Raw genomic sequence first — 26,477 nt, 5'->3', positions numbered from 1 at the left:
TTTCGCTCCAGAGCAAAATTAAAGGCTGACACCCAAAACGGGTCGTCAGCCTTGTCGGATTACTTTTGTTGTCAAAAACGGCGAGTAATATTAGTTTTTTTCACCCTTGGCCTGCATGGCACAGCCCTTGGGCGCAGCAACAGCCCAGTCAGGACGGGCCAATGCGGGCAACTCGCCCTCCAGCCCCATGGCGGCGCGGATCACCCCCTCCTTGAAGGGCGTCAGCAGATTGGCAGCGCGCAATCCCACGCCCCGCACCAGCTTCTTGAGCGGGTTGGCCCCGCTGAACAGCCGTTTGAGCCCTTCCATCGCCGCCAGCATGCGAGCCGCCTCGCTCTTGCGCCAGCGCTCGTAACTGCGCAGGTTGCCGAGCAGGCCGATATCCTCGCCCGCGGCATGATTTTGCAAGATCTGCTCCGCCAGCGCGGCAGCATCCAGCAGGCCAAGGTTGACCCCCTGCCCCGCCAGAGGGTGGATGGTGTGGGCGGCATCTCCCACCAGCACCAGCCGCTCGCGGGCAAAGTCGCGGGCATAGCGGGCGGTAAGAGGAATCGCGCTGCGCGGCCCCTCCACCTTGCACAGACCGAGCCGGGCATCGAAGGCGGCGGTAAGCTGGCGATTGAACTGCTCGTCATCACAGGTGCAGAGCGCCTCGGCGCGGGCCGCAGGCAGCGACCAGACGATGGAACAGAGGTTCTCCTTCCACAGCGGCAAAAAGGCGAGCGGGCCATCCGGGGTGAAGATCTGGCGAGCAACAGCTTCATGGGGTTCGGCGCAGCGCACCGTCGCCACCAGCGCGTGGTGACCGTAATCCCAGCTGGTAAGCGGGATATCGGCCTGACGGCGCACCCAGGAGTGGGCGCCATCGGCGGCTACCACCAGTTTGGCCGAGATGGCCTGACCATCTTCAAGGAGCAGCAGGGCGCCCGCCGGGCCGCTCTGCAGGCTCTTGGCTCTGGCGGGGGTCAGCAACTGGATATTGCTGGCACCTTCAATTGCCTCAAGCAGCGCCAGCTGGATCACCCGATTCTCGACGATGTGGCCGAGGTTGGCCTGACGCAGGCTGGCGGCATCGAAGTCGATATGGCCAAAACTGTCCTGCTCCCACACCGCCATCTTGTCGTAGGCCTGCAGGCGGCGCGCTTCAATGCCGTCCCAGGCGCCGACATGGCGCAGGATCTGCTGGCTGGCCAGACTCAGGGCGCTGACCCGGTTATCGGCCACCTCCCCCAGCTGCGGGTCGGGCAGTTGTCCCTCCACCACCAGCACCTTGAGGGCGCTATGTTTCAAGGCCGCAGCGAGCCCCAGCCCCACCATGCCGCCACCGACAATCACCACATCCACATTTTGCATCTGCATCATCTCATCCTTTCAGGGCTGACCGGCTGGCCAGCGAGGGGACGCCCGCAAGCATCACCTCTTTATTCAATAGGTTTTGATCAACGAATGGCGGTCAACAGGTTCCACTCAACAAGTGCTGGCTAGTTGCCGCACACATCAGCGACAAAGCCCAAGGTGCGCGAGGCAAGCGGCGCCTTGAGGCACTGGAATCGCCCCATCAGGGTGAGCGCCAGATTCCGCCCCGCCACCAGCGGATCGTGACCATTGGAGAAGAGCTGGGCCAGCGAAGAGGTGAGCCAGACGGTCTGCGCCTGATCGCGCTGACGCTGCTGCCAGTAGCCACTCAGTACCTTGAAGCTGCCGATATCCTCCCCCTCTGCCAACGCCTTGGCTACGGCGCCGGTAAGCAGGTCGAGGTCCCGCATCCCGAGGTTGAAGCCCTGTCCGGCGATAGGGTGCAGGGCGTGGGCGGCATTACCGACCAGCACGGTGCGCTGGGCCAGCGGGTAGTCGCAGGCGGTCAGAATGAGCGGATAGACGTGACGCACGCCGCATCGCTCGAAGCGACCAAGCCGCCAGCCAAAGGCCTGCTGCAGACGGGCAAGAAACGCCGCCTCATCGAGGGCCGTCAGCTCATCCACCTCATGCTGCCCGACGCTCCATACCAGCGAGGAGAGCCCCTCCTGCATCGGCAGCAGGGCCAGCGGCCCCCCTTCGGTAAAACGCTCGAAGGCGCGTCCCTCAGGGTCTTGCGCCGTTTTGACCGTGGCGATGATGGCGTGCTGCTCAAAGTCGTGGCGGGTCACCGGCAACTTGAAGTGCTGACGCACAAAGGAGTTGCCGCCGTCTGCCGCCACCAGCAGGCGGGTCTCAATCTGTTCACCGCTCTCGAGGGTGAGGGTCACCTTATCCTCATCGGGCGCAATCTCGCTCACCCGTGCCGGACAGCAGACCCGGATATTGGGAGAGGCCGCCATCGCCCGTTGCAGCTCATGACCGGCAGCGGCAAGCTCGATCACCTGGCCCAGCGCGGGCAGACCGTATTCGGCCGCCGACAGGCGAGCCTGACCGAAGTGGCCCCGATCCGAGACATGGATCTGGGTAATGGGGGCGCAATGGGGGGCAAACAGCGGCCAGAGTCCGCGTCGCAACAGCGCATCACAGGTACCGGCCGAAAGCGCAATGGCGCGGGCGTCGAACCCTGAATGGGTGTGCTGTTCGGGGACGCTTGCCTCCAGCAGAAGGATCTCGAGGGGGGAGCCATCGGATCGAAGCAGAGCCGCCAGCGAGAGCGCCAGCACGGCACCGCTCATTCCACCGCCGACCAGGGTGACATCGACCTGTCGCACATCAGATTGAGACATAAGCAGAGAGGAAGAAGTGAAAAAGGTGGCCTCATGCTATCACAAAGCCGCTGGCCGAATGCGAGGTCACCGGCAAAAAACCGGTTGCGCCTCACAGGGTTAGCCACCACAAGGAAATAAAAAAGAGCGCCATCAGGCGCTCTTGCAGATTCAGTAAGGGTCGCGTTGACCCGCACCTCAATGAAGGGTCGGCGGCGCGCTCGGGGTATCGGGGCGCTTGCCAAACTCTTCGAAGGCCATCATGACACCCAGTTTGACGTGTTCGTAGAGCACCAGGAAAGAGGCTTCGTTCTCGTCATCTTCCTGATCGAACTCGGCGGAGACCTGAGTGATGCTGGCGATATCCTGGATCATCTCCTGCAGCTCTTCCGATGCGCGGGAGAGCTCCTGCTGCACCACGCCGAAACCGGCCAGAAATGCCTGTGACCAGTCCACCAGCGAATCGATGCGCTCATCGAGGGGAGCATCATCACTTGGCAGCAGCAGCTCGACGCCCTTCTGGGCCATCAGGCTCTCGACCACATTGTGATAAAGATCGGTCATCACCTGGCGCACCGGGGCCGGCAAGCCGAAACCGTCGTTAACCAGATCGTTGAAATGGGGCAGCCAACTCTTGTCGTCCAGTGCCACACCGCCGCACACCAGACCGCAGATCACACCATGGGCCTCTACTGCGCTGGCCATCAGCTCATGTTGTTCCATGATGTCGGCCACTGCCGCATATTTAAGGGGGTTCGTTTTGCTCATCGAGGATCCGCTCAAAGTTCAGTCAAATTTGCAGAATTAATGGTCAGGATCCTAGCATTCTCCCTCTTGCAGAGCCAGCAAGGCCTTGAAACTTATGCATCTGCGCTATATAGTCCCGCCCAGTTGTCCACGTGGATAAAGGCGGAAATCAGCTCCGCCGTATTGAGGAAGGCATGAGCACAGAGGCCGTAGAAATCGTCATTTTGGGACGTCCCTACAAGGTATCCTGTCCCTTGGGACAGCAGGATGCCCTGCGCCAGGCCGCCGAGCAGCTGACCGACAAGTTGATCGACCTGCGTCAACGCTCCAAAGTCTCCAGCAACGAGCAATTGGCTATCATGGCGGCGCTCAATTTCTGTCATGAGCTCTGCCTTGAAAAAGAGAAGAACCACCAATACTCTGAGACCATGGACAAGCGGATCAAGATGCTGCAGCGCACCATCGAAGCGGCCCTGATCGAGCACGGACAATATGGTGATTCCAGCGAAGAGGGGCAACAACCCTAATCGCAAACCGTTTTAAAATTCCCTGGGATGTTTGTCAGCCGGTTCAAGTCCCCGAGCCGATATTCATACCAAACAGGGGATCTGCCTTCTGGCTATTGCGCATGCTCGGCACGACCGAGAAGCCTGCGGTCAGATCCGATCCCCGCCTTGAACCGACGGTTCAAGGGCCCAAACCGGCAACGGCATCTCGGGGTACCAACAGCAAAAGCCCGTCACCAGCATGACGGGCTTTTTCTTTGCCTGATGATCAACGAACTATCCCGTCCTGAATATGGTTTACACCTTTCCCCCCAATAAATGGAGAACCCGATGGGACAAGGTGTGAAGCGGACACAGCCATAACGACAAAGCCCGCCAAAAAGGCGGGCTTTGTTTTGCAGCAGGCAAGCAAATTTAGATGGCCATCTGCTCGTGAGGCGAGCCGTGGTGGCGTAACCAGACAAAACTCAGCGCCACGATCAGCACCATCAGGGTCATGATGGCCCCCAGGGTCACCTGTCCAGTCATCGGGAAACCGGCCGCTAGCAGGGTCACCACACCGGCCCCCAGATTCTGCATCCCGCCGAGAATGGCCCCCGCGGTGCCGGCCTGACCCGGGAAGGGCTCGATGGCACAGGAGGTGGCGGTCGGGTAGAGAATACCGCTACCGATGAAGTAGACAGCCGCACCACCAACCAGCGAGGCGGCACTCACCACCCCGAACAGCCCCGGCACCAGAATGATGAGGGAGCCGAGCGCCAGAAAGGCGATCCCCAGACGCATCAGCTTGCCCTGAGTCAAACGGAAGCTCAGCTTGGCAGAGAGCCAGGCCCCGAACAGATAGCCGGGCAGCGGCAGCACGAACAGCACGCTCACGGTACGGGCGCTCAGTTTCAGCACATCGCCCAGCAGCACACCGGCCGCAGCCTCGAACACTGCCAAACCGGCAAAGGTCGCCATCAGGCAAAGCAGGTTGCCCTGAAACTTGGGGTTGCCCAGCACATGACGATAGGCAGCACCGACGCGCAGCGGCTGACGAGCAGCAGCAGGCAGCGTCTCACCAAACCAGGCCATGATCGCCAGAGTGGCTACGGCACCAAAACCGAACAGGAACCAGTAACCGGCGCGCCAGTTGAACAGCTCGGTCAGCCAGCCACCCAGCACCGGGGCCAGCAGCGGGGAGAAGATCACCCCCATGCTCACCAGACTGTTGGCGCGGTTGAGCTCGGCGCCGTTGTAGCGATCGCGCATCACGGTACGGCTCATGGCGCCACCGGCACCGGTACCCAGCCCCTGAATAAAGCTACCCACTAGCAGGGCGGCAAAATGGGGGATGATCTGAATGATCAGGGTGCCCACCAGAAACACCATCATGCCGACGATCAGCACCGGGCGACGGCCGATACGATCCGACAACGGCCCATAGACAAACTGGGAGAGGCCATAGGGGATCAGGTAACAGGCCATCACCGCCTGCAACTGGCCCGAGGCCACATTGAAGTCCCCCGCCATCATGGGAATGGAGGGAACATAAAGGGTCTGGGTCATCTGGCCCACAGCGACCATCAGAATGGTCAGTAAAAACAACGGATAAAAACTGTGCCGATCCATATCAGTCCCAAAAAATCGAAAAAATGCTGCCGCCCCTCTGGCACAAAATGGCCCAGAGGAATCTGATCACAGAGGCTGTGATGCAATCAAAAACAGTGTTGGAAACAGTAGGCGGGGAGCCCGCCAAGCCACCGCACAGGACGCTTGGTGGTATGGGGGCATCATAGTGATTCAGCTCACAAAAAACGAACGAATCTTTATAATCGGGTTGCCTTAGTTTTTCTAATATTACGGGGCAGCACGCCCCGTCAGCAGTTAAAAATCAACGTGTTACCATCTGCTGCGCCTGCTTGATCAGCTCATCGGGCTGCTCCTTGCGTGGCGGTATGGTGATCCCCTTCTGGCAGGCAGGTTTCTCTGCCATGCGATCCATCCAGGCTTGCAGATGGGGCAATCCCTCGATGGAGATACCGCTCCAGTCATAAATACGCACCCAGGGCCAGGTGGCAATGTCGGCGATGCTGTACTCGTCCGCCAGATATTCATGATGGGCCAGATGGCTGTCGAGCACCTCGAACAGGCGGCGCCCCTCCTTCTGGTAGCGTTCGATAGCGGCGGGGATCTTCTCGGGGAAATAGCGGTAGAAGACATTGGCCTGCCCCATCATGGGTCCTACCCCGCCCATCTGGAACATCAGCCACTGGATGGCTTGAGAGCGGCGTTTGGGATCAGCGGGCAGCAACTTGCCTGCTTTCTCCGCCAGATAGATGAGGATGGCCCCCGACTCGAATACGGCGAAATCGTCGTTATCCCGATCGACGATAGCCGGAATACGGCCATTTGGGTTGATGGCGAGAAACTCGGGCTTCTTCTGATCCAGCGCCGAAAGATCGAGAGGAATAACCCGATAGGGCAAACCCAACTCTTCGAGGGCGATCGCCACTTTGAAACCATTGGGGGTCGCGGCGGTGTAAAAGTCGATCATGATTCACTCCTTGTTGGTCATAGCCAGATTGCACGGTTGGAACAGGGTGCAACACCATAGCCGCCTCATCTTGCAACAAGTGACCGGCTCCAGACCATTAAAAAGCAGCGCACCGTAGGCCAAACAAGGCCACGGTGCGCCGCTGGTGCTCTCTGGCAATAGTAGATATTAGTTAATCACGGCGACCGGCTTGCGCTGGCGCAGCATGATCAGGCGGGAAAGCAGCGGGAAGTAGGACTCCAGCTTGCGCAACAGCACCCGGCTGCAGGCAGGCTCGGCCAGCTCCGACTCATCCAGCACGATGCCGTTTGAGACAAAATAGAAACGGGGGTCACGCACATCCGGCCCGCAGACCGTCAGCTCCTTGTCTCCCTTGCGGATCAGCAGCGGCAAGACCGGCAAACCGATCGTCTCATCCTCTCCCCGGGCAAATCCGGCATCCTGCCAGGGCGCATCGCCGTCGATCAGCAGGATCGCCGCCTCCGTCTTGGCCGGTTGCCACTGGGCCAGGGGGGTCACGGTGATGTGGGCAAAGTGATCACCATACTCGGGTGATGACCGCAAGATGGCCAACAGTCCCTCGCTGGCCGCTGACACGTTCTGACTCACTAATGACAAATTCATGGTTCACATCCCTATGCTCATGACAGCCTGTATCCGGCTGCTGGGATAAGACTAGCGCAGATCTGGTCTATATTGGAGCCGTCAAATCTGGCAGTGGTAATCAATTGGTCGTAGGGGGATAACAGTTGCCATCGCACAAAATACTGGTATCATACCCCGTCCTTTTATCCCCCGTTCTTTAACATCCAGTGGTGAACCTATGCATCCGATGCTGAATATCGCCGTGCGCGCTGCGCGCAACGCCGGTCAAGTTGTAGTAAAAGCCTTCTCCCAGCCTGAGAACATTGAGGCTATCCAAAAAGGCAGCAATGACTTCGTGACCAACGTTGACCGTGAAGCCGAAGCGGCCATCATTCACACCATCAAAAAATCTTACCCGGAGCACAGCATTGTTGCTGAAGAGTCTGGTGAGATTGCCGGTACCAATCCGGACTACCAATGGATCATTGACCCACTGGATGGCACGACCAACCTTGTCAAAGGCATTCCGCACTTTGCCGTTTCCATCGCCCTTCGCGTGAAAGGCAAAACCGAACAAGCCGTTGTTTACGATCCCATCCGTGACGAACTGTTTACTGCTACTCGTGGTAGCGGCGCCCAGCTGAACGGCTACCGTATCCGTGTCGGCAAAGCCAAAGAGCTGGCTGGCACCGTACTGGCCACAGGTTTCCCCTACAAGCAAAAGCACCACATCGAGTCCTACCTGAAGATGTTCCAGAGCATGTTCATCGAATGTGCCGACATCCGTCGCTCCGGCTCTGCCGCACTGGATCTGGCCTACGTGGCTGCCGGTCGCATCGACGGTTTCTGGGAAATCGGCCTGAAACCCTGGGACACCGCTGCCGGTGAACTGCTGGCCAAAGAAGCTGGCGCCATCGTCACCGACTTCGTAGGTGGTCACAACTACGAAAACTCCGGCAACATCGTGGTTGCCAACCCGCGTGTCCTGAAAGAGATGCTGGGCAAGATCCGCGAAGAGCTGCCGGAGTCTCTGGCCAAATAAGCCAGCTCCCCAGCCTTCACCAATATAAAAAAACCGGCGCAAGCCGGTTTTTTTGTTTCTGTTAACCGAACACCAAGGCAGACATCTGCAGCTGATTTAAAAGAGTTCGCGATGCATCCCCCACTTGCCACCCAACATCCAGCTCCGTCATTTGCAGACCACCACTCTTGCCCCCCGCCTTTGGCTACCGATAAGAGTTCCCATGTGTTTGCTTGGATAAACTCTTTCCAGATTTTCAGATAGCGGCAATCGCCTTGCAGGCATGGACAAGGGGCGGCCAAGTGGATGTAATGCCACCATCCACTTTGCACACCTTGAGGTCATGCCATGGACCATCTCTCAGCTCTTCCTCCGTTATCCTGGTCACAGCAACTGCGCAGCCAGATGCAAAGCCGCCCGCTCACTGCTCTCGGCCTCTTTATCGCGCTGGCTGCCGTCTTGTTGCTGCTGTTGCAGAGTCTCATCATGCTCGCTACCGGCGAGGTGACCAGCGGCGTGCGCTATGGCCTTGTCGGTGGTGCCGCCGGGTTTGCCGCCACCGCCATCGGCGCCCTGCCCGCCCTGTTTCTGCGCTCGGTGCCGCAAAAGGTAGAGGACACCATGCTGGGCTTTGCCGCCGGCATGATGCTGGCGGCCAGTGCCTTCTCCCTGCTGCTGCCGGGGCTGGAGGCCGCCGAGGGGATCACTGGCAACGGCTTCAGTGCCGCCGCCGTGGTGGTGGTCGGCATGACCCTCGGGGTGCTGTTGATGCTGGGACTGGATCAGTTCACCCCCCACGAGCATGACAAGACCGGCCCCTGCGGCCCCGGCCATGAGAGCTGCTCCCGGGTCTGGCTGTTCGTCTTTGCCATCGCCCTGCACAACCTGCCGGAGGGGATGGCCATCGGGGTCAGCTTCTCGCAGGGGGATATGTCGGTGGGGCTGCCGCTTACCACTGCCATCGCACTGCAGGATATTCCGGAAGGATTGGCGGTGGCGCTGGCCATGTGCGCCGCCGGTTTTCGCCCCTCGGTGGCGGTGCTGGTCGCCATCGCCAGCGGCCTGCTCGAACCGATTGGCGCCCTGCTCGGGGTGGGGCTCTCCAGCGGCCTTACCATCGCCTACCCCATAGGACTTGGGCTCGCCGCCGGCGCCATGCTGTTTGTGGTCTCGCACGAGGTAATTCCGGAGACTCACCGCAACGGTCACCAGACCTATGCCACCCTCGGCCTGATGGCAGGCTTTGCCCTGATGATGACCCTCGATACCGCGCTCGGCTAAAGGCCCTCGCCGCGCCTCATCAATGCTTTTTGTCACCCGCGGCGCTCCCATATGGAGCGCCGCGTTTCATCTCTCCTTTCGCTTGCGCCTCTCGGCGCCGACGCCATCTTTTGTTATGATCTACAGCAACTTAAATTCAGCCACACGGCTATCAAGACGAGGTCAGCAATGAAAGTAGGTATTATCGGCGCCATGGAGCAAGAAGTAGCCCTGCTGCGCAGCCAGATGAGTAACCCCACCACCCTGCAACTGGGCGGCTGCGAGTTTTATCAAGGGATGCTGGCAGGCAAAGAGGTGATCCTGACCCGCTCCGGTATCGGTAAGGTCGCCGCCAGCGTGGCCACCAGCTTGCTGCTGGAAAAGTTTTCCCCCGACTGCGTCATCAATACCGGCTCTGCGGGCGGCTTTGCCCAGGACCTGCATATCGGTGATGTGGTGATCGCCAGCGAGATGCGTTTCCACGATGTCGACGTGACCGCTTTTGGTTACGAGATGGGCCAGATGGCGCAGCAACCTGCCGCCTTCCCCTGCGACGAGAAGCTCATCGCGGTCGCCCAGGATTGCATCGCCGAGCAGGGTAAGCACCAGACCAAGGTCGGCCTTATCTGCACCGGCGATCAGTTCATGTGCAAACCGGACGCCATCGCCAAGGCTCGCGCCGACTTCCCGCAGATGCTGGCGGTCGAGATGGAAGGTGCCGCGATCGGTCAGGTGTGCCACATGTTCAAGGTGCCCTATCTGGTGGTACGCGCCATGTCCGATATCGCTGGCAAGGAACAGGTTGAATCCTTCGATGCCTTTATCGAAGTGGCCGGCAAGCACTCCGCCGAAGTGATCATCAAGATGCTCGGCAAGCTGTGATCGAGACCGGCTCGCTTGATTTGATGGCCGACGCCCTCCTTTCGACGACGGCGGCCATTCTGGTAGGTGCTGCTCTGCTGGAGGCGGTGATCCCGTGGCCATCCCATCTGCGTCTTTCGGCCGTCACGCCGCTGCTGACCCGGTTGGGGCACAAGGTACACAGACCCGATGGTTCACCCGGCCAGCAAATGCAGGCGGGACTGCTGGCAATGCTGGTAGTCTGGCTCCCCTGCGCCGCTGGACTCTGGTCGCTGCGCAATCTGGCCCTGAGCGAGCCGATCTTCGACCTGCTGTTCCTGCTGCTGATGATCGAATCCCGCTCACTACGCGAACTCGCCCATGCCACCCGCTCGCTCGCCACGCAGGAGACCCTGCCGCTGGCGAGATTGCAGGCGACACCCTGGCTCAAGCGGGAGACCGGTAAACTCTCGACCATGGGGCTCGCCAAAGCAGTGACGGAGAGCTGTGCCCTGCGCCTGATCGGCCAATGGGCTGGCCCTTTGATGGGGTACGCTCTCGCGGGGGTACAAGGAGCACTGCTCTGGCGGCTGACTCAGCTGATGAGCCAAGGCTGGAGTATGAAGGATCCCGCGTTTGGCTATTTTGGCCGAGCCACCAGCGCCCTCTATCAGGGGCTCAATGCTCCCACCATCCTGCTGTTGGGGCTGCCGCTCCTGCTCCCGCGGCTCAAGCAGGCCACTCAACTGCTGCGAAGTGGTGCGATCTGGCCCTATCCCACCATCGGGATGCTGTTGACGCTACTTGCTGACAAGTGCCGGATCCGCCTTGGCGGCCCCCGCTACTATCAGGGAACCTTGCAACGCTGGCCGATACTTGGCAGCGGTGATGACCCCGACGGTGAGTCACCGCGCAAGGTGCTCAATATTCTGCAAGGAATTGGCTGGGGCTGGTTGATGCTGGCGCTGCTTGTCACTGTGGCGGGGTTATTTCATGGTTAGATGGTTGCGATTGCCGACTTGGCTGCCCTGCGCGCTACTGGCCTGGTTGCCCGGTGTTCTGTTTGCCGCAACTCCGAGCCGGGTGGTGAGCGTGGTCCCCCATCTTACCGAACTGCTTTACGACATCGGTGCCGGTGACAAACTGGTGGCCGTTGATGATGCCTCAGACTATCCCGCCGAGGTGAAAACCAAGCCCAAGGTGGCCAATTATCGCAGCATCAATGTCGAGGCCCTGCTGGCGCAAAAACCGGACCTGATCCTGGGCTGGCGCTCGGCCCAGTCTCGCATGCTGGCCCCGCTGGAGCAGCTGGGTATCTCGGTGTTCTACTCTGAACCCACCGATTTTGCCTCGCTGGCGACCGAGATGCGGGCGCTGGGCAAATTGCTTGGAGTGGAGAAGAGTGCCAACGAAGCCGCCGATCGCTATCTGGCGCGCCTGCATGACCTGCAACAGCGTTATAGCCAGCCAACCGGCGTAAAAGTGTTCTACCAACTCTGGTACCCGCCACTCACCAGCGTCAGTGGCAATGCCTGGCCGGCTCAGGCCATCGAACTTTGCGGCGGGATCAACGTCATGGCGAATGCCAAGACCCCTTACCCTCAAGTGGACATGGAACAGGTGATCAGAGCCAACCCATCGCTGATCCTTGCAGGGAGTCAAGATCCTGACGCTCTGCGTCACTGGCTGAAGTGGCCTAATCTCGACGCGGTGCAGCATCAGCGACTCGATTTGATCAACTCAGATGAGCTGCACCGCTTCACCCCGAGAGCCCTCAATGCGGTGGAGGATATATGCAGGGCAATCAGAAAGTAACACAAGCCAAAGAGATCAAGACCTGAGTGATGCCCTTGGCTTTAAAACCGTTTTTATGAATTGATCACACTCTATTACAGAAAAAGCTGGTACTTTATTTGCTAGCATATGATTCATCTACTGTTTTGAGACGAGATGCCCACAATGTTCAACGATAAAACGCTACTGATCACAGGTGGCACTGGCTCGTTTGGCCAACGATTGGTCAAAACAGTACTGGAACGTTATAAACCGAAACGCCTTATCATCTATTCTCGCGACGAGCTGAAGCAGTTCGAGATGCAGCAGGAGTTTAACGACCCCTGCATGCGTTATTTCATTGGGGATGTCAGAGACGCCAACCGCCTTACCATGGCAATGCGTGGAGTGGATTACGTGGTTCATGCAGCCGCACTCAAGCAAGTGCCCGCCGCTGAATACAACCCCATGGAATGCATTAAAACCAATATCCATGGTGCAGAGAACGTCATCCAGGCCGCTTTGCTCAATCAAGTCAAAAAAGTTATTGCCCTCTCCACTGACAAAGCCGCCAATCCAATCAATCTCTACGGTGCTACCAAACTGGCATCAGACAAGCTCTTTGTGGCAGCAAACAACATCGCGGGGCAGGACCCCACCCGTTTTGCGGTAGTCCGATACGGCAACGTGGTCGGTTCTCGCGGCTCTGTCGTTCCCTTCTTCCAAAAGCTGATTGACCAGAATGCGGATGCGTTGCCCATCACCCATGAGGAGATGACGCGTTTCTGGATCACTTTGCAGCAAGGGGTGGATTTCGTGCTGGACAATTTTGGGAGGATGAAGGGAGGGGAAATATTCGTTCCCAAATTGCCATCTGTTCGCATCACAGATTTGGCCAGTGCCATGGCACCAAACCTGCCACACAAGATCATCGGCATTCGCCCTGGAGAAAAGCTTCACGAAGTGATGTGTCCTGCCGATGACTCTTACCACACCTTCGAGTTCGATAACTTTTTTGTAATTGGGCCAACTATTAACTTCAATAATCGCAACAACGATTTCTCCAAAACTGCGGCTGGCGAGATGGGAAAGATGGTCGAGCAGGGATTTGAATACAACTCTCGCAGCAACCCTGACTTTTTCTCCATTGAACAGCTACAGAAGATGAACCAGAGCAAGGTAGCAGAATGATCCCCTACGGCCGTCAATCAATCAGCCAGGCAGATATCGATGCTGTCGTGGAAGTTCTCAAGTCCGACTTCCTGACCCAAGGGCCAGTCGTTCCCCGCTTCGAGCAAGCGGTTGCCGACTACTGTGGAGCGAAATTCGGGGTGGCAGTCAATTCAGGTACGGCGGCATTGCATATTGCCTGTCTGGCGCTGGGCGTCGGCCACGGGGATTGGGTCTGGACATCGCCAATCAGCTTCGTTGCATCCGCCAACTGTGCTCTCTATTGCGGTGCACAAGTCGATTTTGTCGATATTGAGCCCGATACAGGGAATATGTGCGCAGTAGAGCTGGAGAGGAAACTGATTGCCGCCAAAGCAGAAGGGAAACTACCCAAGGTAGTAATACCGGTGCACTTTGCCGGCCTCCCCTGCGATATGCAGGAGATCCACCGCCTAGGGCAAGAGTATGGCTTTCGGATCATCGAGGATGCCTGTCACGCCCTAGGGGCTCGCTATCACGATGAACCCACCGGCAATGGCCGCTACAGCGATATCACCGTCTTCAGCTTTCATCCGGTGAAGATCATCACCACCGGCGAAGGGGGGATGGCCATGACCAACGACCCTGTGCTTGCCAAGACGATGCGCATGCTCCGCAGCCACGGCATCACCCGTGAACTGGAAGACTTTATTAATGAGCCGGACGGCCCTTGGTACTATGAGCAGCAGATGCTCGGCTTCAACTACCGGATGACCGATATCCAGGCGGCACTAGGGTTGAGCCAGATGGCTAATCTGGAAACCTGGATCCTTAAACGCGGAGAACTGGCCCGATTCTACTTTCAAGAGCTGGCACCAGAGCTGCTCCCTCGCTACTTTAGCTCAGAGCGTCGTAGCGCCTTTCACCTGTATGTACACCATGTAGCCCCAGAGCAACGCAAGGCCCAATTCCAGCAACTTCGTGAAAAAGGTATAGGTGCCAACGTGCACTATATACCGATCTACAAGCAGCCTTGGTATCAACGCAAGCAGCAAACATCTCAGCCTCAGGCCGAACAGTTTTACTCCGGAGCGCTTACCTTACCACTGTTTCCAAGCTTGAGCTCTGCCCAGCAAAAACTCATTCACGCCAATTTGTTGTCAACTATCTGATATCGAGCCGCGGAGCGCCTTATGCACATTCTGATCTACGGAACCTCGACCCAAGCGCTGCATTTCTTACCGGCCTTGACATTGAACTATACGCTGCTTGGCTTTGTAGACAGTGACCCAGCCAAACAGGGCTCGCGCTGGATGAACAAGCCGGTTTATCACCCCAGTCAGCTCGCGGGACTCCAATTCGACAAAATCCTGATCGCCAGCTGTTTTGTCAGCGACATCAACCTGACGCTGGCTAGTTATGGAATCGAGCCGGGTATTCCGGTCACAGATCTGACGGAAGTCCTGCAAACTAGCAGCGAATATGACCAAGCCATGCGAGCCGTACGCTCTAAAGCCGAGGAACGCCTGCCCAAGATCCCGCTGCAACAGCAGCATATCGAAGGCACAATCCTGTTAACAAATCGCTCGGCCTTGCTTCGGCTGCTACCCAAACAGGGCATAGTTGCCGAGCTAGGCGTGGCAGCAGGGGATTTTAGTCGCCAGATATTTGATGTTTGCCAACCCGCAGAACTTCACCTGATTGATGTCTGGGGCTCGGAGCGTTACGGCGAAACACTGTACTCAAAAGTCAAAACTCAGTTTTCCACCAATCAAAGCCCAGCACGACCAGTCGTTTCAATTCATCGCCAGACTTCACTCGATGCACTGCAACAGTTTCCAGATGATTACTTTGATTGGATCTATATCGACACCACCCATAGCTATGAACTGACACGAGATGAATTACGTGGGTATGCCAATAAGATTAAACCCAATGGCATCATTGTCGGTCATGACTATATGCAGGGGAATTGGAGTTCTCAATTACGCTATGGTGTTATTGAAGCGGTACATGAGTTCTGTGTAGAGTACAACTATCGATTTCGTTACCTGACGATGGATATTTCTGAGAACTTAAGCTTTGCCATAGAAAAAATTCCTGAACCAGTCAATTCATACTAAAACTGTATTTAATAATATCTCCCACTGGCTGTTATTGTTAATGCTTGATATGATTTTTTCCACTAAGCATGTGGAAGCAGTTTAATTATACTGGTCCCTACCGATATGAACTCACTTGCTCACACAAAAATTAACCTAATTATTCATGTATGGAGATGGTATTCACCTGATAGTTGCCCACAAATGGGAGTGGTCATACGGCTTCAAACCGGATAAAAAAACGGTACCCCTACCGTGTTATCTGGTGTCACCGTGTGACCACCAACGAGAAAGTAGCACGTCGCAAACTCATCGGCTACAGACGTCAGCAGTTCTACGAAATTCGCCGTAATTATCAGACCTATGGCCTCAAGGGCTTGCTCGACAAATTGCCCAGCTGTAAAGGGGCTCATCCCAATCGGGTTGCTCCCGAGATTGAACAGGCCATCCTCAATTACTCCCTCACCAGACCAACCCATTGCCCACCGCGGGTCGCGCAAGAACTGGCTCTGCAAGTCATCAACGTCAGTGCTGGTGGGGGGCGTGGTGTGTGGAAACGGCACGACTTACTCTCCAAGCACGACCGCGTGTTGCACCTCGAGAAAACCCACCGGGAGCAGACCATTGAGCTCAATGATGTCAACGCCGACCGATAACTGATCAACTATGACTAATTTCGCCGATTGAAAAGTGATCCACCCGGACACGGGGTTAATTGGTTTTGAGTGTGGTCCCCGCTTTGCGTTTCTCTTTCAAACGATAGCTTTCACCGCTGACCTGAACGATGTGTGCATGTTGTCACAGCCTATCGAGCATAGCTGCCATCAGTGTCTGCTCATCGGCAAAGATGCTGGCCCACTTGCTAAAGTGGCAGATTGTTCGTCAAGATCAGGCTCCCTTTCTCATAACGTTTGGCGATCACATTGAAAAACCGTGCTGGACTACTACAGCCGCCACGCCTGGGGACAACTCTACACCTGCAAGATGCCAGTAACCTCGGTTCATGTGCTCAATGAAACGGTGCTACCGTTTTTCGAAGCCCACGAAGCAAGGGTCTATACAATCCTGTCGGACAACGGGCGCGAGTTCTATGGACGATCTGACCACCATCCCTACGAGCTGTTCCCTGCAACTGGAGGGAATTGAGCACCGGACCACCAAGGTGCGCAGGCCGCAAAGCAACAGCTTTATCGAACGGCTACATCGCACACTGCTGGATGAACATTTCCGCATCAACGATGCCTCTTATGAGTCTGTATGGCAGATGCAGACAGACCTGGATAGCAACCTGAAACACTACAAACTACAACACCCAGCGGCCATATCAGGGCAAGATGATGGAGGGTCAGACCCCATACAGTATGTTCAAAAATGGGTCTGAAATTGATACCGAAGGAGGTGCGCACTAAAGTAGCGTAAACAAGACACCAGTTTGAGGCCGGTGCCAGGTGATAACTAAATCTGTGCAAGTATACCATCACCAGAAGTTTTTTCACTGGAAAAAGATTTTCAAATATAATCTAGTTCTCGTCCATTCATGTATGATTTATTGAAAGTCATCATCCCATAATTGTCTCATATAAAGAGAAACTATAATCACAACAAAAAGATACTTCAAGAATTAAATATACTCATCCAATCATTTTTAAGCTGATTTTCTGTAAAATAGCCTTTAATAATATCGATATTTCCACTGCAGTCTAACGTTGAGCCATCGAATTGTACAAGATCAGAAAGTGAAAATACTTTTATATCTAATGATATGAATAAATCATACAGTGTAGATTCAGTATTAAGAAAAACGGGGATGCCACACCCAAGTAGCCGAATCAGATTTCCCATCCCATTTTGACGCCACGATGGCAAAATTGCGAGATGAATAGATCCTAAGAATATTTCATATTCATCAAGCGGCATAAATGATAACATTGGAACAAATTTTTCTTTTAATTTCTCCTCGCCGTAGCTGATAACTTCCTGCACATATTTAGCGTTTGATGGATATGATAATGGACAAAAAAACTTTATATATGGCCATTTTTCACACCATCCTGCAGCCGATATCAGATCAATGATTGACTTATGGTTGTTATCTTTAGTTGCTGAATGACCTAATAATACTCTATAACCACCCTCTAAAACTACATCACTAGCAAGTGCTCGATATATATTACTTGGGTAGCTAAAACAGCGTTTTATATACCGCCCCTTTGAAAAGTATTTTTTTCTTACCCAATCCACATCCCCATCAGTAATAGTTACTAAATTACCAACATTAGCAATCACATTAATATGATCTGACTGATATAGTTCCGCATGATAAAAATCCCCCCCCCACATAACCCAAAAAGATTTTTTTAACCACTCGGAGTTTTGGATCAGTAAGCTGTTAACTTTATCCCGCCATAATCCATGCAAAATTATTTTATCAGCAACATCAAAATATACTGCAAGTAAAATGAAATCTTCATCCGTATGAAGAAACTCTACTGGGTGGCTTGGATTCAGGCCATAGATATATTTTGGGCTAGTAATAAATACAAACTTATGCTCTGACAAATCAAAGTTAGCTGATATAAAATCGATATATGCAGGCATAAACTTTTCCATTACCATAACATGAAGTATCATATTAACCTCTTATAGCAAGTCACAGAACAATTTCAATAAAAAACAACCCAGCATAAAGCCAAACAAACAATTTGCTGCACTCATAAATAGTATATTCCTATCTATAACGCATTAGACTCAACTACATAAGAATGACATTCTTATCCATGACACTGATATATAAAATTAACTAAGAAATATTTTCAAAATAATAAAATTTTTAAGATAGAACAGTGTGAAGAATCGGATTTGCCACCAAACAAAACCGCCATATAACTCGTGACAAAGAACATGTTAGTCATCTGATTACCATTTTGTAGCGCTATTAAGGCCGCTCTATTACTGAGTCACTGACGCCCACCTTATTCCTTATGCTGCTCTATCTACCATCTGCTGCAAGCTAAAATTACATTGTTCTGAGGGTTTAGACAGTTTTTCATCTAATCTGCTGACACAGTGCCATTCATGAATTGACTAGCGAAAATAGAAACCACATTGACCTACTGTGCTTCCGCTAATTCGGTATTTTACGAAGATGAGGTTGATATAGCCCCCAATCTCTAATTGGGGCTCAACAAAATGTTCAGAAAGCAGCAAAAACGAGTGATGACACTTTGGTCAAATTAAAAATATTACTTGACTAGAATTCTCCATGCTGGAAAAGAAGGATGCTCTACGTCAGCAGGATTAAGAAGATTTCAAATTTTTGTTTATTTCCATGTAGGAGACGCTGCGCCACAACTATCAATTTTTGGCGAACACGCATCATCAGGTTGCATTATTAAAAATAGCAAGAAAACCGTACGGCGATTGAAGGATAACATAAAGCTCTACCTGATATTCCAGCAGATATACAGCCTTTTGGTTAATCAAATAGAATGACGGTAGCACAAGCTACATGAAACAATCATGCGCAATCATCAGTACAGAGGAATGACCAACCTGCTAGCTCGATTGAAATACTTCATGGCTGCCGAGTCTCTTTTACCTGGGAATGGCTATGAGACAGCGAAGATATAGCACCACTCGGTTCAGCTGTCTAGCACCACTCAGTTCAACGGTAACAAATGGGTATTTCATCTATGAATTTACATCCTTCTATCCAATATGGGTGTACCCATTCTTCATCGCTCACTACATATTCATTCTTTGAATAAACAAAAGGTTGAATGCTTGGTTCAGCATCAAAGGAACTCGCAATTACGATAGATGAAAATATAGTCTTATATCTGTCATAATAATCTATTCCGGGGGCGCGAACATGATAATCTTGGTTTGGGTCAGGCTCGGCATATTCAATTGTTATGCTTCCAACAATAGGTACAGGAAGAATGGCAATTCCATTTGGACGAAGAACCCTCTTTATTTCATAAAGTGCCTTTATATCATTCTGAATATGTTCCAAGACATGGGAGGCAAAGATAAAGTCATATGTTTCATCGGCAAATGGCAAGCTCTGCATATCCACCTGATGATCTACATTTTTATTATACAGATCCGCTGTCTGATAATTTTTAAACATAGCCGACATATGAGGTCGTAAACATTGTTCTGGTGCAAAATGCAATGCTGTCATTTTTTTAGTATCACGTTCTTCAAAAACCTTCTTTAACATGACAAATTGCAATCGGTGGCGCTCTAGGCTTAGACATTGCGGACACTGCGCATGAGGTCGCCCTCTAACCGCCATAAACGCCCCATGAAAACCACATAATGGACATGTAAATTGATCTTCGAACACCGCACTCTCCATTTATTTATTGAATTAGCATTCAACTTTAACCGCACCCATGCTAATTAATATAAACATACTACACAAGTATTTTAGCTGCTCTTTATAAATAGCATTTAAAAATTAGTTATTGGGATATCTGGGTTATAGTGTCGCACTTCCTTACACATGCTCTGGCGATGTAGGTCGGTCATCGTAGCGACACAGTCCAATTGCTCCCATTGCTTTTGACTGATATTGGCAATGGAAACAATCTGACGCTGATAGACCAAAGCACCACTCTTATTACGATCAATTAATAGAATATCGCTCACCCAACATGCATAGTGATTAATAAAAAATGTGGTGTAATCATTAAAACCAATCAAGCCAATCCGGTTCCAACTATGACACTTGCAATTGATGAGTAAGCGTAAACAACGTCCATGCAATACCGCTAACCGGTATATCCAGCTTGCGATCTGGCGTGGATAATAGAATGCGGCCAGCGTTTCATACCGATTCCAAAATCGCTCGCCCGCGTTGAGTTTTTTAGGTAATAGAACATGCGTTACATATCCAGCCTGCGCTCTCAACGAAAAATAGTTTTGATACTCACGCAGAAAGGCCAACGAGTATGCGTAATCAAGAGAACGGGACACCATGCCCGTTGTTGCGTCAGCGACATGGCGCAGCGTCAACACCTGATCGATAAACAAGAAGCGCTCCGTTTCTGCGCCAAGCCGCAATGCAAAATCCCAGTCCTGATGCCCTCGCAGCTTGTCATTGAAACGTACCCTCTGCGCGAGTTCACGCTTGACGATGAGACAGCTCGATTGAATACCACCGATACGATTAGTACAGAACGAGTATTCAGCAACGCTCTCATCGGTGCGGCGAGCCTCTAGAGGAAAGGGAGCACTACGCTCACCATGGCTCACGTTCTGGTACGGATGATGGATCACCTGCCAATGTGGCTCAATCGCTAATATCTGGTCGATGCGCTCCAGTTTCTCCGGTAACCACTCATCATCCGAATCCAAAAAACATAGATACTCGCCTCGAGCAACCTCGATGCCACGATTACGCGCATAAGCGCCGTTTCGGTTAGGCTGGTAGCAGATCAGCGAAAAGCGAGAATCAGATAAAGTGGTCACTAAAGCTTGTATTCGCTCACCAAACTCGGGGGTTGAACCATCATCGATGATGATGACCTCAAAGTTTCCGAATGTTTGCCGAGAAAGTGAGTCCAGCGCCCGCTGTAACGGCTCATCCCGGTTATAGACCGGAATAATAATACTAAACCGCACAAATGCTGCGCTCATCCCGACCTCACACCTTTTCCGCGATAACGATCATGAAACAGCCATCGCTGCCAGGAACAATCTCTGGGTTCTGGAGGTTTTGCTGCTTGTTGACTTGCTGGAGGCGGAAGCCACAGCGCGCCAGCATCGACTCCAACTCGGCATAGGTATAGTGCTTCACGTGATAGGGAAATTGTGCGGCACTAAAAGGCATGACACTCTCGTTCGGCGTCGACATAACTAGCTTGCCCCCAGCCCGTAGCCATTCATGAAACTGACCCAGTAGCTCTTCATCAAACGTCACATGTTCAATGGTTTCAAAACAGACAACCGCGTCAAAGGAAGCTGAATCCAGCTGCAGAGTTCTAGCATCGGCACATAGATGAGTAATCTTCGGCGAACTATAGTGTTGCCGCGCATAAGCCAGCGCTTCGGGTTCAATATCGACGGAGGTGACCTGACAATTAAGCTGGTTAGCCAACAGTTGGCTGCCGTAGCCGATCCCGCATGCCAAGTCGAGCACTCGTTGCGGCATAACAGCGCGTAGGCACTCTGCCGCGAACCGGTAACGATTCAGGTGATCCTGGCGGATATTACGCAAATCCGGTGCCACTTGTCGCTCACCACGCACCATCGACTGCCGAGCCGAAGCCTGTAATAGGTGGGTATCATCAGTCACGATGTTGATATCAACTAACCCCTGCCGGGCGAGCAAAAAAGCCAGTCGTTTGCTGTTATAACCAGACTTGTTGCAGCCCGAATAATGCGTCGAATAGCCCGGTAACATGGGATTACCATCCTGCTGGGGGCCAAAGAGTCCGGCGAAACTCTGACGAGCGACTGAGGTCACATCTCGTAAAGTACCTTCATCCCACTCAGCCAGTAACCACTGGCCCACGATGTAATCCAGATCAGGGACCGTAACCTGTAAGTGACCATTAACTGCAAGTTTATCGACTAGACGGGTTAACAGTGTATCTGCTTCCATACTGGTCAAAAATTGCAAATCCAGTACTTGGATCAACTCAAACTCGCGATCCAACTGATGTGCAATTTCAGGGATCGGACAACTCACCTCGGACTGTCCCTCGACCCGCAGAGTGACCTGCCCACAGGTTGCACGGGTTACCAACAGCGTTCTCATTTTATACATCCTTTAACTGTCCGATATTGAATAAACATCGTTATATTTCAATTCCAAACTGCTGCATGTAAGGCCCGATTTTTCGTACTAAATCGCTCCCATCAACCCGGAACTGGTTTTGAACCATTTGCAACATCACCTCTTGCTCATCGGGGCACTCGCTTAACAATGAGCGACCGTAAAAGTGCACAGGAATTCCAACCAGACGAGCCTCAAACAGAGTGCTGGAGTTGATACCGCAAATAAACTTGCTCGATAGCGCCAGCGTCATGAAATCGCCACTAACAATTTCACGGCCATGAAAATCATATGTGCCTCCCAGAGGATCCAGCGGGTGGGGCTTAAAGAGCAGTCGTTCGTTTCCGTGATCGCGGATCACATCGTCAATAAACTGCTGCATCTTGCCTCCATAGTTGGAATAGAGACGCACGTTGGTGTCGGTGGCGATCTGTAAAGGCACAAGAACGGCATCCCCAGGAACCCATAGGCGCCCGTCCAGCAGCCGTTCCCTCACTCTCACCAACTCCTGCTCAGCGTCATCTTTCTGGCATGGAATTAGCCCCATGCATCGCCCCAGGTTGACGCCTTGCCTATCGAGATAAACATGCTCCCTTTGCGGGAAAAAACCCAGTTCGGCATAGAGATATCGCTTCCCCATATCCTGAAGATACTGTTTTACGCTGTCATAGTAGGCCGGTGTACCATTCCAAATGATGGCACCAAGTAGGCGTGAAGGGGGAATAGCCATAATCGCATGAGCATCATAAGAGCGGACAACTCTGCACAGAATCTGCCGCTGATGTAGCCAAGTCATAAGACTAGCCAACTGCTGAACATGGTGATCCAACATACAGACAAGTAACAACACCGGCCAAGTCTCTGTATCGGCCAACCAATCGGCCAAAGGATCGAGCAAGGGGGGCAGGATCTCTTCTGGCTCAAGAGCCACCAGCCGATGGCAGCCATGTTGCCGCAATTTGGCCATAACCTCCTGCTCATAGTCATAGGGAGAAGAACCAATGATGATGCTCAGGTCATGCTGACTCGCCTGCGTCATATCGATCACCGGGAGCCCGAACTTTTCCGAACAATCGCTCGTCATTGTATCGATCAGAGCTACAGGCAGTGGACGCTGCATCTCTTGTAACCGTTGCAGGATCAGTTGACTGTAATTTCCCATACCAGCCAATAGGTACCCTGATGAAGGCAGCTCAGCAATAGATAATGAGCAGACCCCTTGCCGACCGACGATCTCAAATCTCATGGCAACCCCCAACCATAGCTATCTCTGATCCTCGGGGGATGTTTTTAACGACCATGTCCATCTTCCCTTCATTACGCAAACATCGGTGGAAGCCAGCAAATATCGAACTCTGCGTGATAGCGCTTATAAATATCTAGGCGGGCTCGGTTCTTTTGACACAGGTGATGCCAGCGCTCGGCCAACACACCATACTCATCTGGCAGTGCACTATGCTTGAGTACCGTGATATGGTTCAGCCAATTGGCCAAGCGATAGAGCTGCGAATCCGACAAGTTAGTAGGTTGATCCACCAGCCATTCATGAGCCTCCATATCTTGCTCAGTTGCTGAAACACCTAGCGAATCCAGATACTTGCTGACAATACGCCGGTACAGCTCTCGTTGTCTGACTTTGCGTAATATGGACGATTGGGCGCCATGAATACGATACAGCACCAACACCTCACGCAAGTTGGCGAAACGAACTTCGGGCTTGCTGATAGCCATTCTGGTCCACAACTCAGTATCTTCAACATCCGTATATTCGGTGTCATATCGAAAACGCTTGTAAACATCAGCACGCACCAGAATCGCGTTGTGTCCAACTCCATTACTAAATAGCAGAATCGCATTTTTGATAAAGTTATCATAAGGTCGGTAATGCCATACCTCATCACGGGCACCGAACAGTTTCAGCCAACACCCCACTAGATCTATATGCGGATTTTCGTGTAAAAACGCCATCTGTTTCTCTATCCGCTCTGGTAACGAAATATCATCCCCATCCATCCTGGCTATAAATTCTCCCCGAGCTAGCAATAGCGCTTCGTTCAGACAATTGGCTATTCCCTGCTGCCGCCGGTGATAATTAATGATTCGACTGTCCTTTGCTGCCATCCTGCCAATTACAGATCCAGTTTCATCAGTCGAGCCGTCATCAAATATTATTATCTCCAGATTATTATAGGTCTGCTTCAATATGCTATCCAGCGCATCTTCGATATAATTAGCACAGTTATGAACAGACATAATGACCGAAACCAAGGGTTTACTGGTTTTTTTATCAAAACTTGTGCCAAAAATATTTAATGCATTACTCACTGCATCATCCATATCGAAATAGTGATACTCGGCAAGGCGGCCCAAAGCAATTAGTTGCGGGAACTGTGTCAATTCATCGCGGCAAGCCTGATAGTTCAGTTTGGCCTCATCGGTAAACAGCGGGTAGTAAGGCTCTAACCCCTGCTCTGGCTGATAGTCACATGGATATTCGTATACGATACTGGTGCCGGGATGTGCCTGCCCGCTGAAATGCTTGAATTCGGTTATCCGAGTGAAGGCTTCTTCATTCGGATAATTGACGGTGGTGACAGGCTGAAATTGCTCTTGCGCCAGATGGCGATGTTCAAAACGCAGTGAGCGGTATGGCAAGCAATTCCCTTCTGCCGGCATCAACTGATCCAGCATACCGGTATAGATCAGTGGACCGTCGAAAGGCACACCATCCAACATCACCTGCTTCTGCTGCCAATCCAATCTGACACGCTGCACCATGGGGGTAGACAGCCGCACGTCAACCAGCGGGTGCGCGAGTATCCGCTCAAACATGGCGGTATAGCCTCCCGCCGGCACCGCCTGCCAGGGATCGGTGAAGTAGCGATCATCCCGACTCACCACCACGGGCACTCGTGCCGTCACCTCGGGGGAGATCTGCTCGGGCGGTACCCCCCACTGTTTGCTGGTGTAGTTGACGAAGGCTTTCTGATAGATGAAATCTGCCAATTCACCCAGCAGGGGATGCGCCTCTTTGCGCAGTTCCAGAATAGGCACTCTGGCACCATCACCAAACCGGGTGCGCAGGGCCTCAATCATGGCGGCGGCTTTGTCGGCCTGGAAGCAACGTTCGATGCTGGTCAGGTTGAACGGGATCGGCACCAACTGCCCGTCAATGCGTGACAACACACGATGCTCGTAAGGCAACCACTCGGTAAACTGCGACAGGTAATCCCAGACTTCCTTGTTATCGGTATGGAAGAGGTGCGGTCCATAGCGATGGATCAACACCCCATGCTCATCATACTCGTCAAAGCAGTTGCCACCGATATGATCGCGCTGCTCCAGCACAAGTACTTTCCAACCGAGCTGGCTGGCCATTCGCTCAGCCATGACGGCACCGGACAGCCCAGCGCCAATGACGATCGCCTGATAACTCATGCCGCCTCTCCAAACAGTTGTTGCATGACCCGTGCTGGATGGGCCCGCTGCATCCAAGCCAGTTGATGTCGCTCATCGAAGAACCAGCCAGGCGTCAGCTTCGCTACCTCGGTAACTGACTGTTCGATAAGCTGCGTGAAGCGGGCTACGTCATCCTGCCGCAGAAAGTAGAGTGCGGCGGAGTAGTAGTGATGGGCACGCCCCTGGGCAATGGCCACGGGATCCGCCCCAAACGCAGCAGCGTTATCACAGGCGCGCAGCAGATCGCGCAGCGACTGCTCACGACGTTCTGCCGATTTGCGGGTTTGCCCTCCAAAGCTCTGGGTATGGAAGCGATAACGTCCCAATAATTCGGGGATAAAATCCAGCGTCCCCGGATTGTGGGAGAGGTTCAAGATGTGCCAGGGATAATCGAGGATGATTTTGCACCCCTCATCGATGGCATTTTCTATCCCTTCATAACGGCGAAACATTATGGAACTTGCATTGACGAAAACCCCGAAGCGGATCAATGCCTCCCGTGTCATCACGGGTTCGAGATAGCGAGCATTGTAATAATCACCGGTGAATAGCTTGATCCGTGCGCCACTTTCATCATCAAACATCTCGGCTTCGTGGTAGCAAAGCGTGCAGCTGGGGTGCGCGTCCAGATAATCTGCCTGACGCTGCAGCTTGCCCGGCAGAGCCAGATCATCCCCGTCGACATAGGCGATGTATTCACCGATAGCCTCTCTCAGCAAGCGTTTCTGGGTCTTGGCCAACCCCATATTCTGCGAATTCTGTAGTGCCTTGAGTTGCGGCCACTGCTGCGCCAGCCGCTGCATAATGGCCCATGAGTCATCGCTCGAGCCGTCATCAATGGCAATGACCTCAAAATCGAAATTGGTTTGCTGTTCCAGCAGACTAAGCAGACAGGGCTCGATAAAGCGCCCGAGGTTATACACCGGCACCAGTACGCTGATTTTCATAGAGAATCCAGAATTAGAGTAAAAAAGAAGCGAATTGGAGAAAATGGAAAAGGCTACCGCACGGTCTCTGTCAACCCTTCC

At 53.2% G+C, this 26,477-nt stretch carries 22 protein-coding genes, 1 other RNA gene and 4 pseudogenes; 12 read left to right on the top strand and 15 right to left on the bottom strand.

Annotated features, from left to right (window positions below; genetic code table 11):
• Positions 1-90: 90 nt before the first annotated feature.
• The 3 genes from ACB035_RS04665 to ACB035_RS04655 form a co-directional block, all read right to left on the bottom strand.
• Positions 91-1,359 (bottom strand): FAD-dependent 2-octaprenylphenol hydroxylase, encoded by a 1,269-nt coding sequence (locus ACB035_RS04665; protein ID WP_371166825.1) that lies wholly within the window; start codon positions 1,357-1,359, stop codon positions 91-93.
• Positions 1,360-1,481: 122 nt separating this feature from the next.
• The gene (ubiH, locus tag ACB035_RS04660) at positions 1,482-2,705 is read right to left on the bottom strand and encodes a 2-octaprenyl-6-methoxyphenyl hydroxylase (protein WP_371166788.1); all 1,224 of its coding nucleotides are present in this window, start codon (positions 2,703-2,705) and stop codon (positions 1,482-1,484) included.
• Positions 2,706-2,882: 177 nt separating this feature from the next.
• The gene (locus ACB035_RS04655) at positions 2,883-3,452 is read right to left on the bottom strand and encodes a UPF0149 family protein (protein WP_005333908.1); all 570 of its coding nucleotides are present in this window, start codon (positions 3,450-3,452) and stop codon (positions 2,883-2,885) included.
• Positions 3,453-3,625: 173 nt separating this feature from the next.
• On the opposite strand from ACB035_RS04655, the gene zapA reads away from it, so the two are divergent.
• Both zapA and ssrS read left to right on the top strand, forming a co-directional pair.
• On the top strand, positions 3,626-3,958 hold the full coding sequence (gene zapA, locus ACB035_RS04650; RefSeq protein ID WP_005333910.1) for a cell division protein ZapA: 333 nt from the start codon (positions 3,626-3,628) through the stop codon (positions 3,956-3,958).
• 16 nt (positions 3,959-3,974) lie between these two features.
• Positions 3,975-4,156, top strand: a non-coding RNA gene (gene ssrS / locus ACB035_RS04645) — 6S RNA.
• A 195-nt stretch (positions 4,157-4,351) separates the two neighbouring features.
• Here ssrS and emrD read toward each other — a convergent pair.
• From emrD to ACB035_RS04630, 3 genes are all read right to left on the bottom strand, one after another.
• Positions 4,352-5,548 (bottom strand): multidrug efflux MFS transporter EmrD, encoded by a 1,197-nt coding sequence (gene emrD / locus ACB035_RS04640; protein ID WP_371166787.1) that lies wholly within the window; start codon positions 5,546-5,548, stop codon positions 4,352-4,354.
• Positions 5,549-5,810: 262 nt separating this feature from the next.
• On the bottom strand, positions 5,811-6,473 hold the full coding sequence (locus ACB035_RS04635) for a glutathione S-transferase family protein (RefSeq protein ID WP_005333923.1): 663 nt from the start codon (positions 6,471-6,473) through the stop codon (positions 5,811-5,813).
• 168 nt (positions 6,474-6,641) lie between these two features.
• Positions 6,642-7,097 carry a hypothetical protein gene (locus ACB035_RS04630; protein WP_005352991.1) on the bottom strand — a complete coding sequence of 152 codons (456 nt, stop codon included), beginning with the start codon at positions 7,095-7,097 and terminating at the stop codon, positions 6,642-6,644.
• Between the two features lie 199 nt (positions 7,098-7,296).
• Between ACB035_RS04630 and suhB the strand changes: the two genes are divergently transcribed.
• From suhB to ACB035_RS04585, 9 genes and pseudogenes are all read left to right on the top strand, one after another.
• Complete coding sequence (gene suhB / locus ACB035_RS04625; RefSeq protein ID WP_164537091.1) at positions 7,297-8,100, top strand: inositol-1-monophosphatase; 804 nt, start codon at positions 7,297-7,299, stop codon at positions 8,098-8,100.
• 327 nt (positions 8,101-8,427) lie between these two features.
• On the top strand, positions 8,428-9,360 hold the full coding sequence (locus ACB035_RS04620; protein ID WP_371166786.1) for a ZIP family metal transporter: 933 nt from the start codon (positions 8,428-8,430) through the stop codon (positions 9,358-9,360).
• A 168-nt stretch (positions 9,361-9,528) separates the two neighbouring features.
• Positions 9,529-10,221 (top strand): 5'-methylthioadenosine/S-adenosylhomocysteine nucleosidase, encoded by a 693-nt coding sequence (gene mtnN / locus ACB035_RS04615; protein ID WP_019446014.1) that lies wholly within the window; start codon positions 9,529-9,531, stop codon positions 10,219-10,221.
• Positions 10,218-11,180: a cobalamin biosynthesis protein gene (locus ACB035_RS04610; protein ID WP_371166785.1), complete on the top strand. Its 963-nt coding sequence runs from the start codon at positions 10,218-10,220 to the stop codon at positions 11,178-11,180. Before mtnN ends, ACB035_RS04610 begins: the two co-directional genes overlap by 4 nt.
• Positions 11,173-11,994 carry a cobalamin-binding protein gene (locus ACB035_RS04605; RefSeq protein WP_371166784.1) on the top strand — a complete coding sequence of 274 codons (822 nt, stop codon included), beginning with the start codon at positions 11,173-11,175 and terminating at the stop codon, positions 11,992-11,994. The genes ACB035_RS04610 and ACB035_RS04605 overlap by 8 nt, the downstream gene beginning before the upstream one ends.
• A gap of 144 nt (positions 11,995-12,138) precedes the next feature.
• A complete protein-coding gene (gene pseB / locus ACB035_RS04600; RefSeq protein ID WP_371166783.1) occupies positions 12,139-13,143 on the top strand; it encodes a UDP-N-acetylglucosamine 4,6-dehydratase (inverting) in 1,005 nt (334 codons plus the stop codon).
• The gene (pseC, locus tag ACB035_RS04595; RefSeq protein WP_371166782.1) at positions 13,140-14,273 is read left to right on the top strand and encodes a UDP-4-amino-4,6-dideoxy-N-acetyl-beta-L-altrosamine transaminase; all 1,134 of its coding nucleotides are present in this window, start codon (positions 13,140-13,142) and stop codon (positions 14,271-14,273) included. Before pseB ends, pseC begins: the two co-directional genes overlap by 4 nt.
• A 21-nt stretch (positions 14,274-14,294) precedes the next feature.
• A complete protein-coding gene (locus ACB035_RS04590) occupies positions 14,295-15,224 on the top strand; it encodes a class I SAM-dependent methyltransferase (protein ID WP_371166781.1) in 930 nt (309 codons plus the stop codon).
• A 254-nt stretch (positions 15,225-15,478) separates the two neighbouring features.
• A pseudogene (locus ACB035_RS04585) lies at positions 15,479-15,845 on the top strand (IS481 family transposase); the annotation flags it as partial.
• Positions 15,846-15,914: 69 nt separating this feature from the next.
• Here ACB035_RS04585 and ACB035_RS04580 read toward each other — a convergent pair.
• Positions 15,915-16,203: pseudogene (locus ACB035_RS04580) on the bottom strand (ATP-binding protein); the annotation flags it as partial.
• Between ACB035_RS04580 and ACB035_RS04575 the strand changes: the two are divergent.
• Positions 16,131-16,622 (top strand): annotated as a pseudogene (locus tag ACB035_RS04575) (integrase core domain-containing protein); the annotation flags it as partial. The pseudogenes ACB035_RS04580 and ACB035_RS04575 overlap by 73 nt on opposite strands.
• 195 nt (positions 16,623-16,817) lie before the next feature.
• Here ACB035_RS04575 and ACB035_RS04570 read toward each other — a convergent pair.
• From ACB035_RS04570 to ACB035_RS04535, 8 genes and pseudogenes are all read right to left on the bottom strand, one after another.
• Entirely contained in the window at positions 16,818-17,801 is a 984-nt protein-coding gene (locus ACB035_RS04570; protein ID WP_371166780.1) for a TDP-N-acetylfucosamine:lipid II N-acetylfucosaminyltransferase, read from the bottom strand.
• A 1,066-nt stretch (positions 17,802-18,867) separates the two neighbouring features.
• Positions 18,868-19,554 carry a class I SAM-dependent methyltransferase gene (locus ACB035_RS04565; protein WP_371166779.1) on the bottom strand — a complete coding sequence of 229 codons (687 nt, stop codon included), beginning with the start codon at positions 19,552-19,554 and terminating at the stop codon, positions 18,868-18,870.
• A 107-nt stretch (positions 19,555-19,661) separates the two neighbouring features.
• Complete coding sequence (locus ACB035_RS04560; RefSeq protein WP_371166778.1) at positions 19,662-20,849, bottom strand: glycosyltransferase family 2 protein; 1,188 nt, start codon at positions 20,847-20,849, stop codon at positions 19,662-19,664.
• A 7-nt stretch (positions 20,850-20,856) separates the two neighbouring features.
• Positions 20,857-21,972 carry a class I SAM-dependent methyltransferase gene (locus tag ACB035_RS04555; protein WP_371166777.1) on the bottom strand — a complete coding sequence of 372 codons (1,116 nt, stop codon included), beginning with the start codon at positions 21,970-21,972 and terminating at the stop codon, positions 20,857-20,859.
• A 40-nt stretch (positions 21,973-22,012) separates the two neighbouring features.
• Positions 22,013-23,236, bottom strand: a complete 1,224-nt coding sequence (locus ACB035_RS04550; RefSeq protein ID WP_371166776.1) for a hypothetical protein — start codon at positions 23,234-23,236, stop codon at positions 22,013-22,015.
• A gap of 71 nt (positions 23,237-23,307) precedes the next feature.
• Positions 23,308-24,243 carry a glycosyltransferase family 2 protein gene (locus tag ACB035_RS04545; protein WP_371166824.1) on the bottom strand — a complete coding sequence of 312 codons (936 nt, stop codon included), beginning with the start codon at positions 24,241-24,243 and terminating at the stop codon, positions 23,308-23,310.
• A 48-nt stretch (positions 24,244-24,291) separates the two neighbouring features.
• Positions 24,292-25,428: pseudogene (glf, locus tag ACB035_RS04540) on the bottom strand (UDP-galactopyranose mutase); the annotation flags it as partial.
• On the bottom strand, positions 25,425-26,396 hold the full coding sequence (locus tag ACB035_RS04535; protein ID WP_371166775.1) for a glycosyltransferase family 2 protein: 972 nt from the start codon (positions 26,394-26,396) through the stop codon (positions 25,425-25,427). The gene ACB035_RS04535 and the pseudogene glf, both read right to left, overlap by 4 nt.
• Positions 26,397-26,477: the final 81 nt, after the last annotated feature.

The organism is Aeromonas sp. S12(2024), assembly GCF_041402305.1.
Classification (GTDB): Bacteria; Pseudomonadota; Gammaproteobacteria; order Enterobacterales; family Aeromonadaceae; genus Aeromonas; species Aeromonas veronii.
The sequence above is the reverse complement of the archived record's forward strand: the minus strand, read 5'-3'. Positions and strand labels throughout refer to the sequence as shown.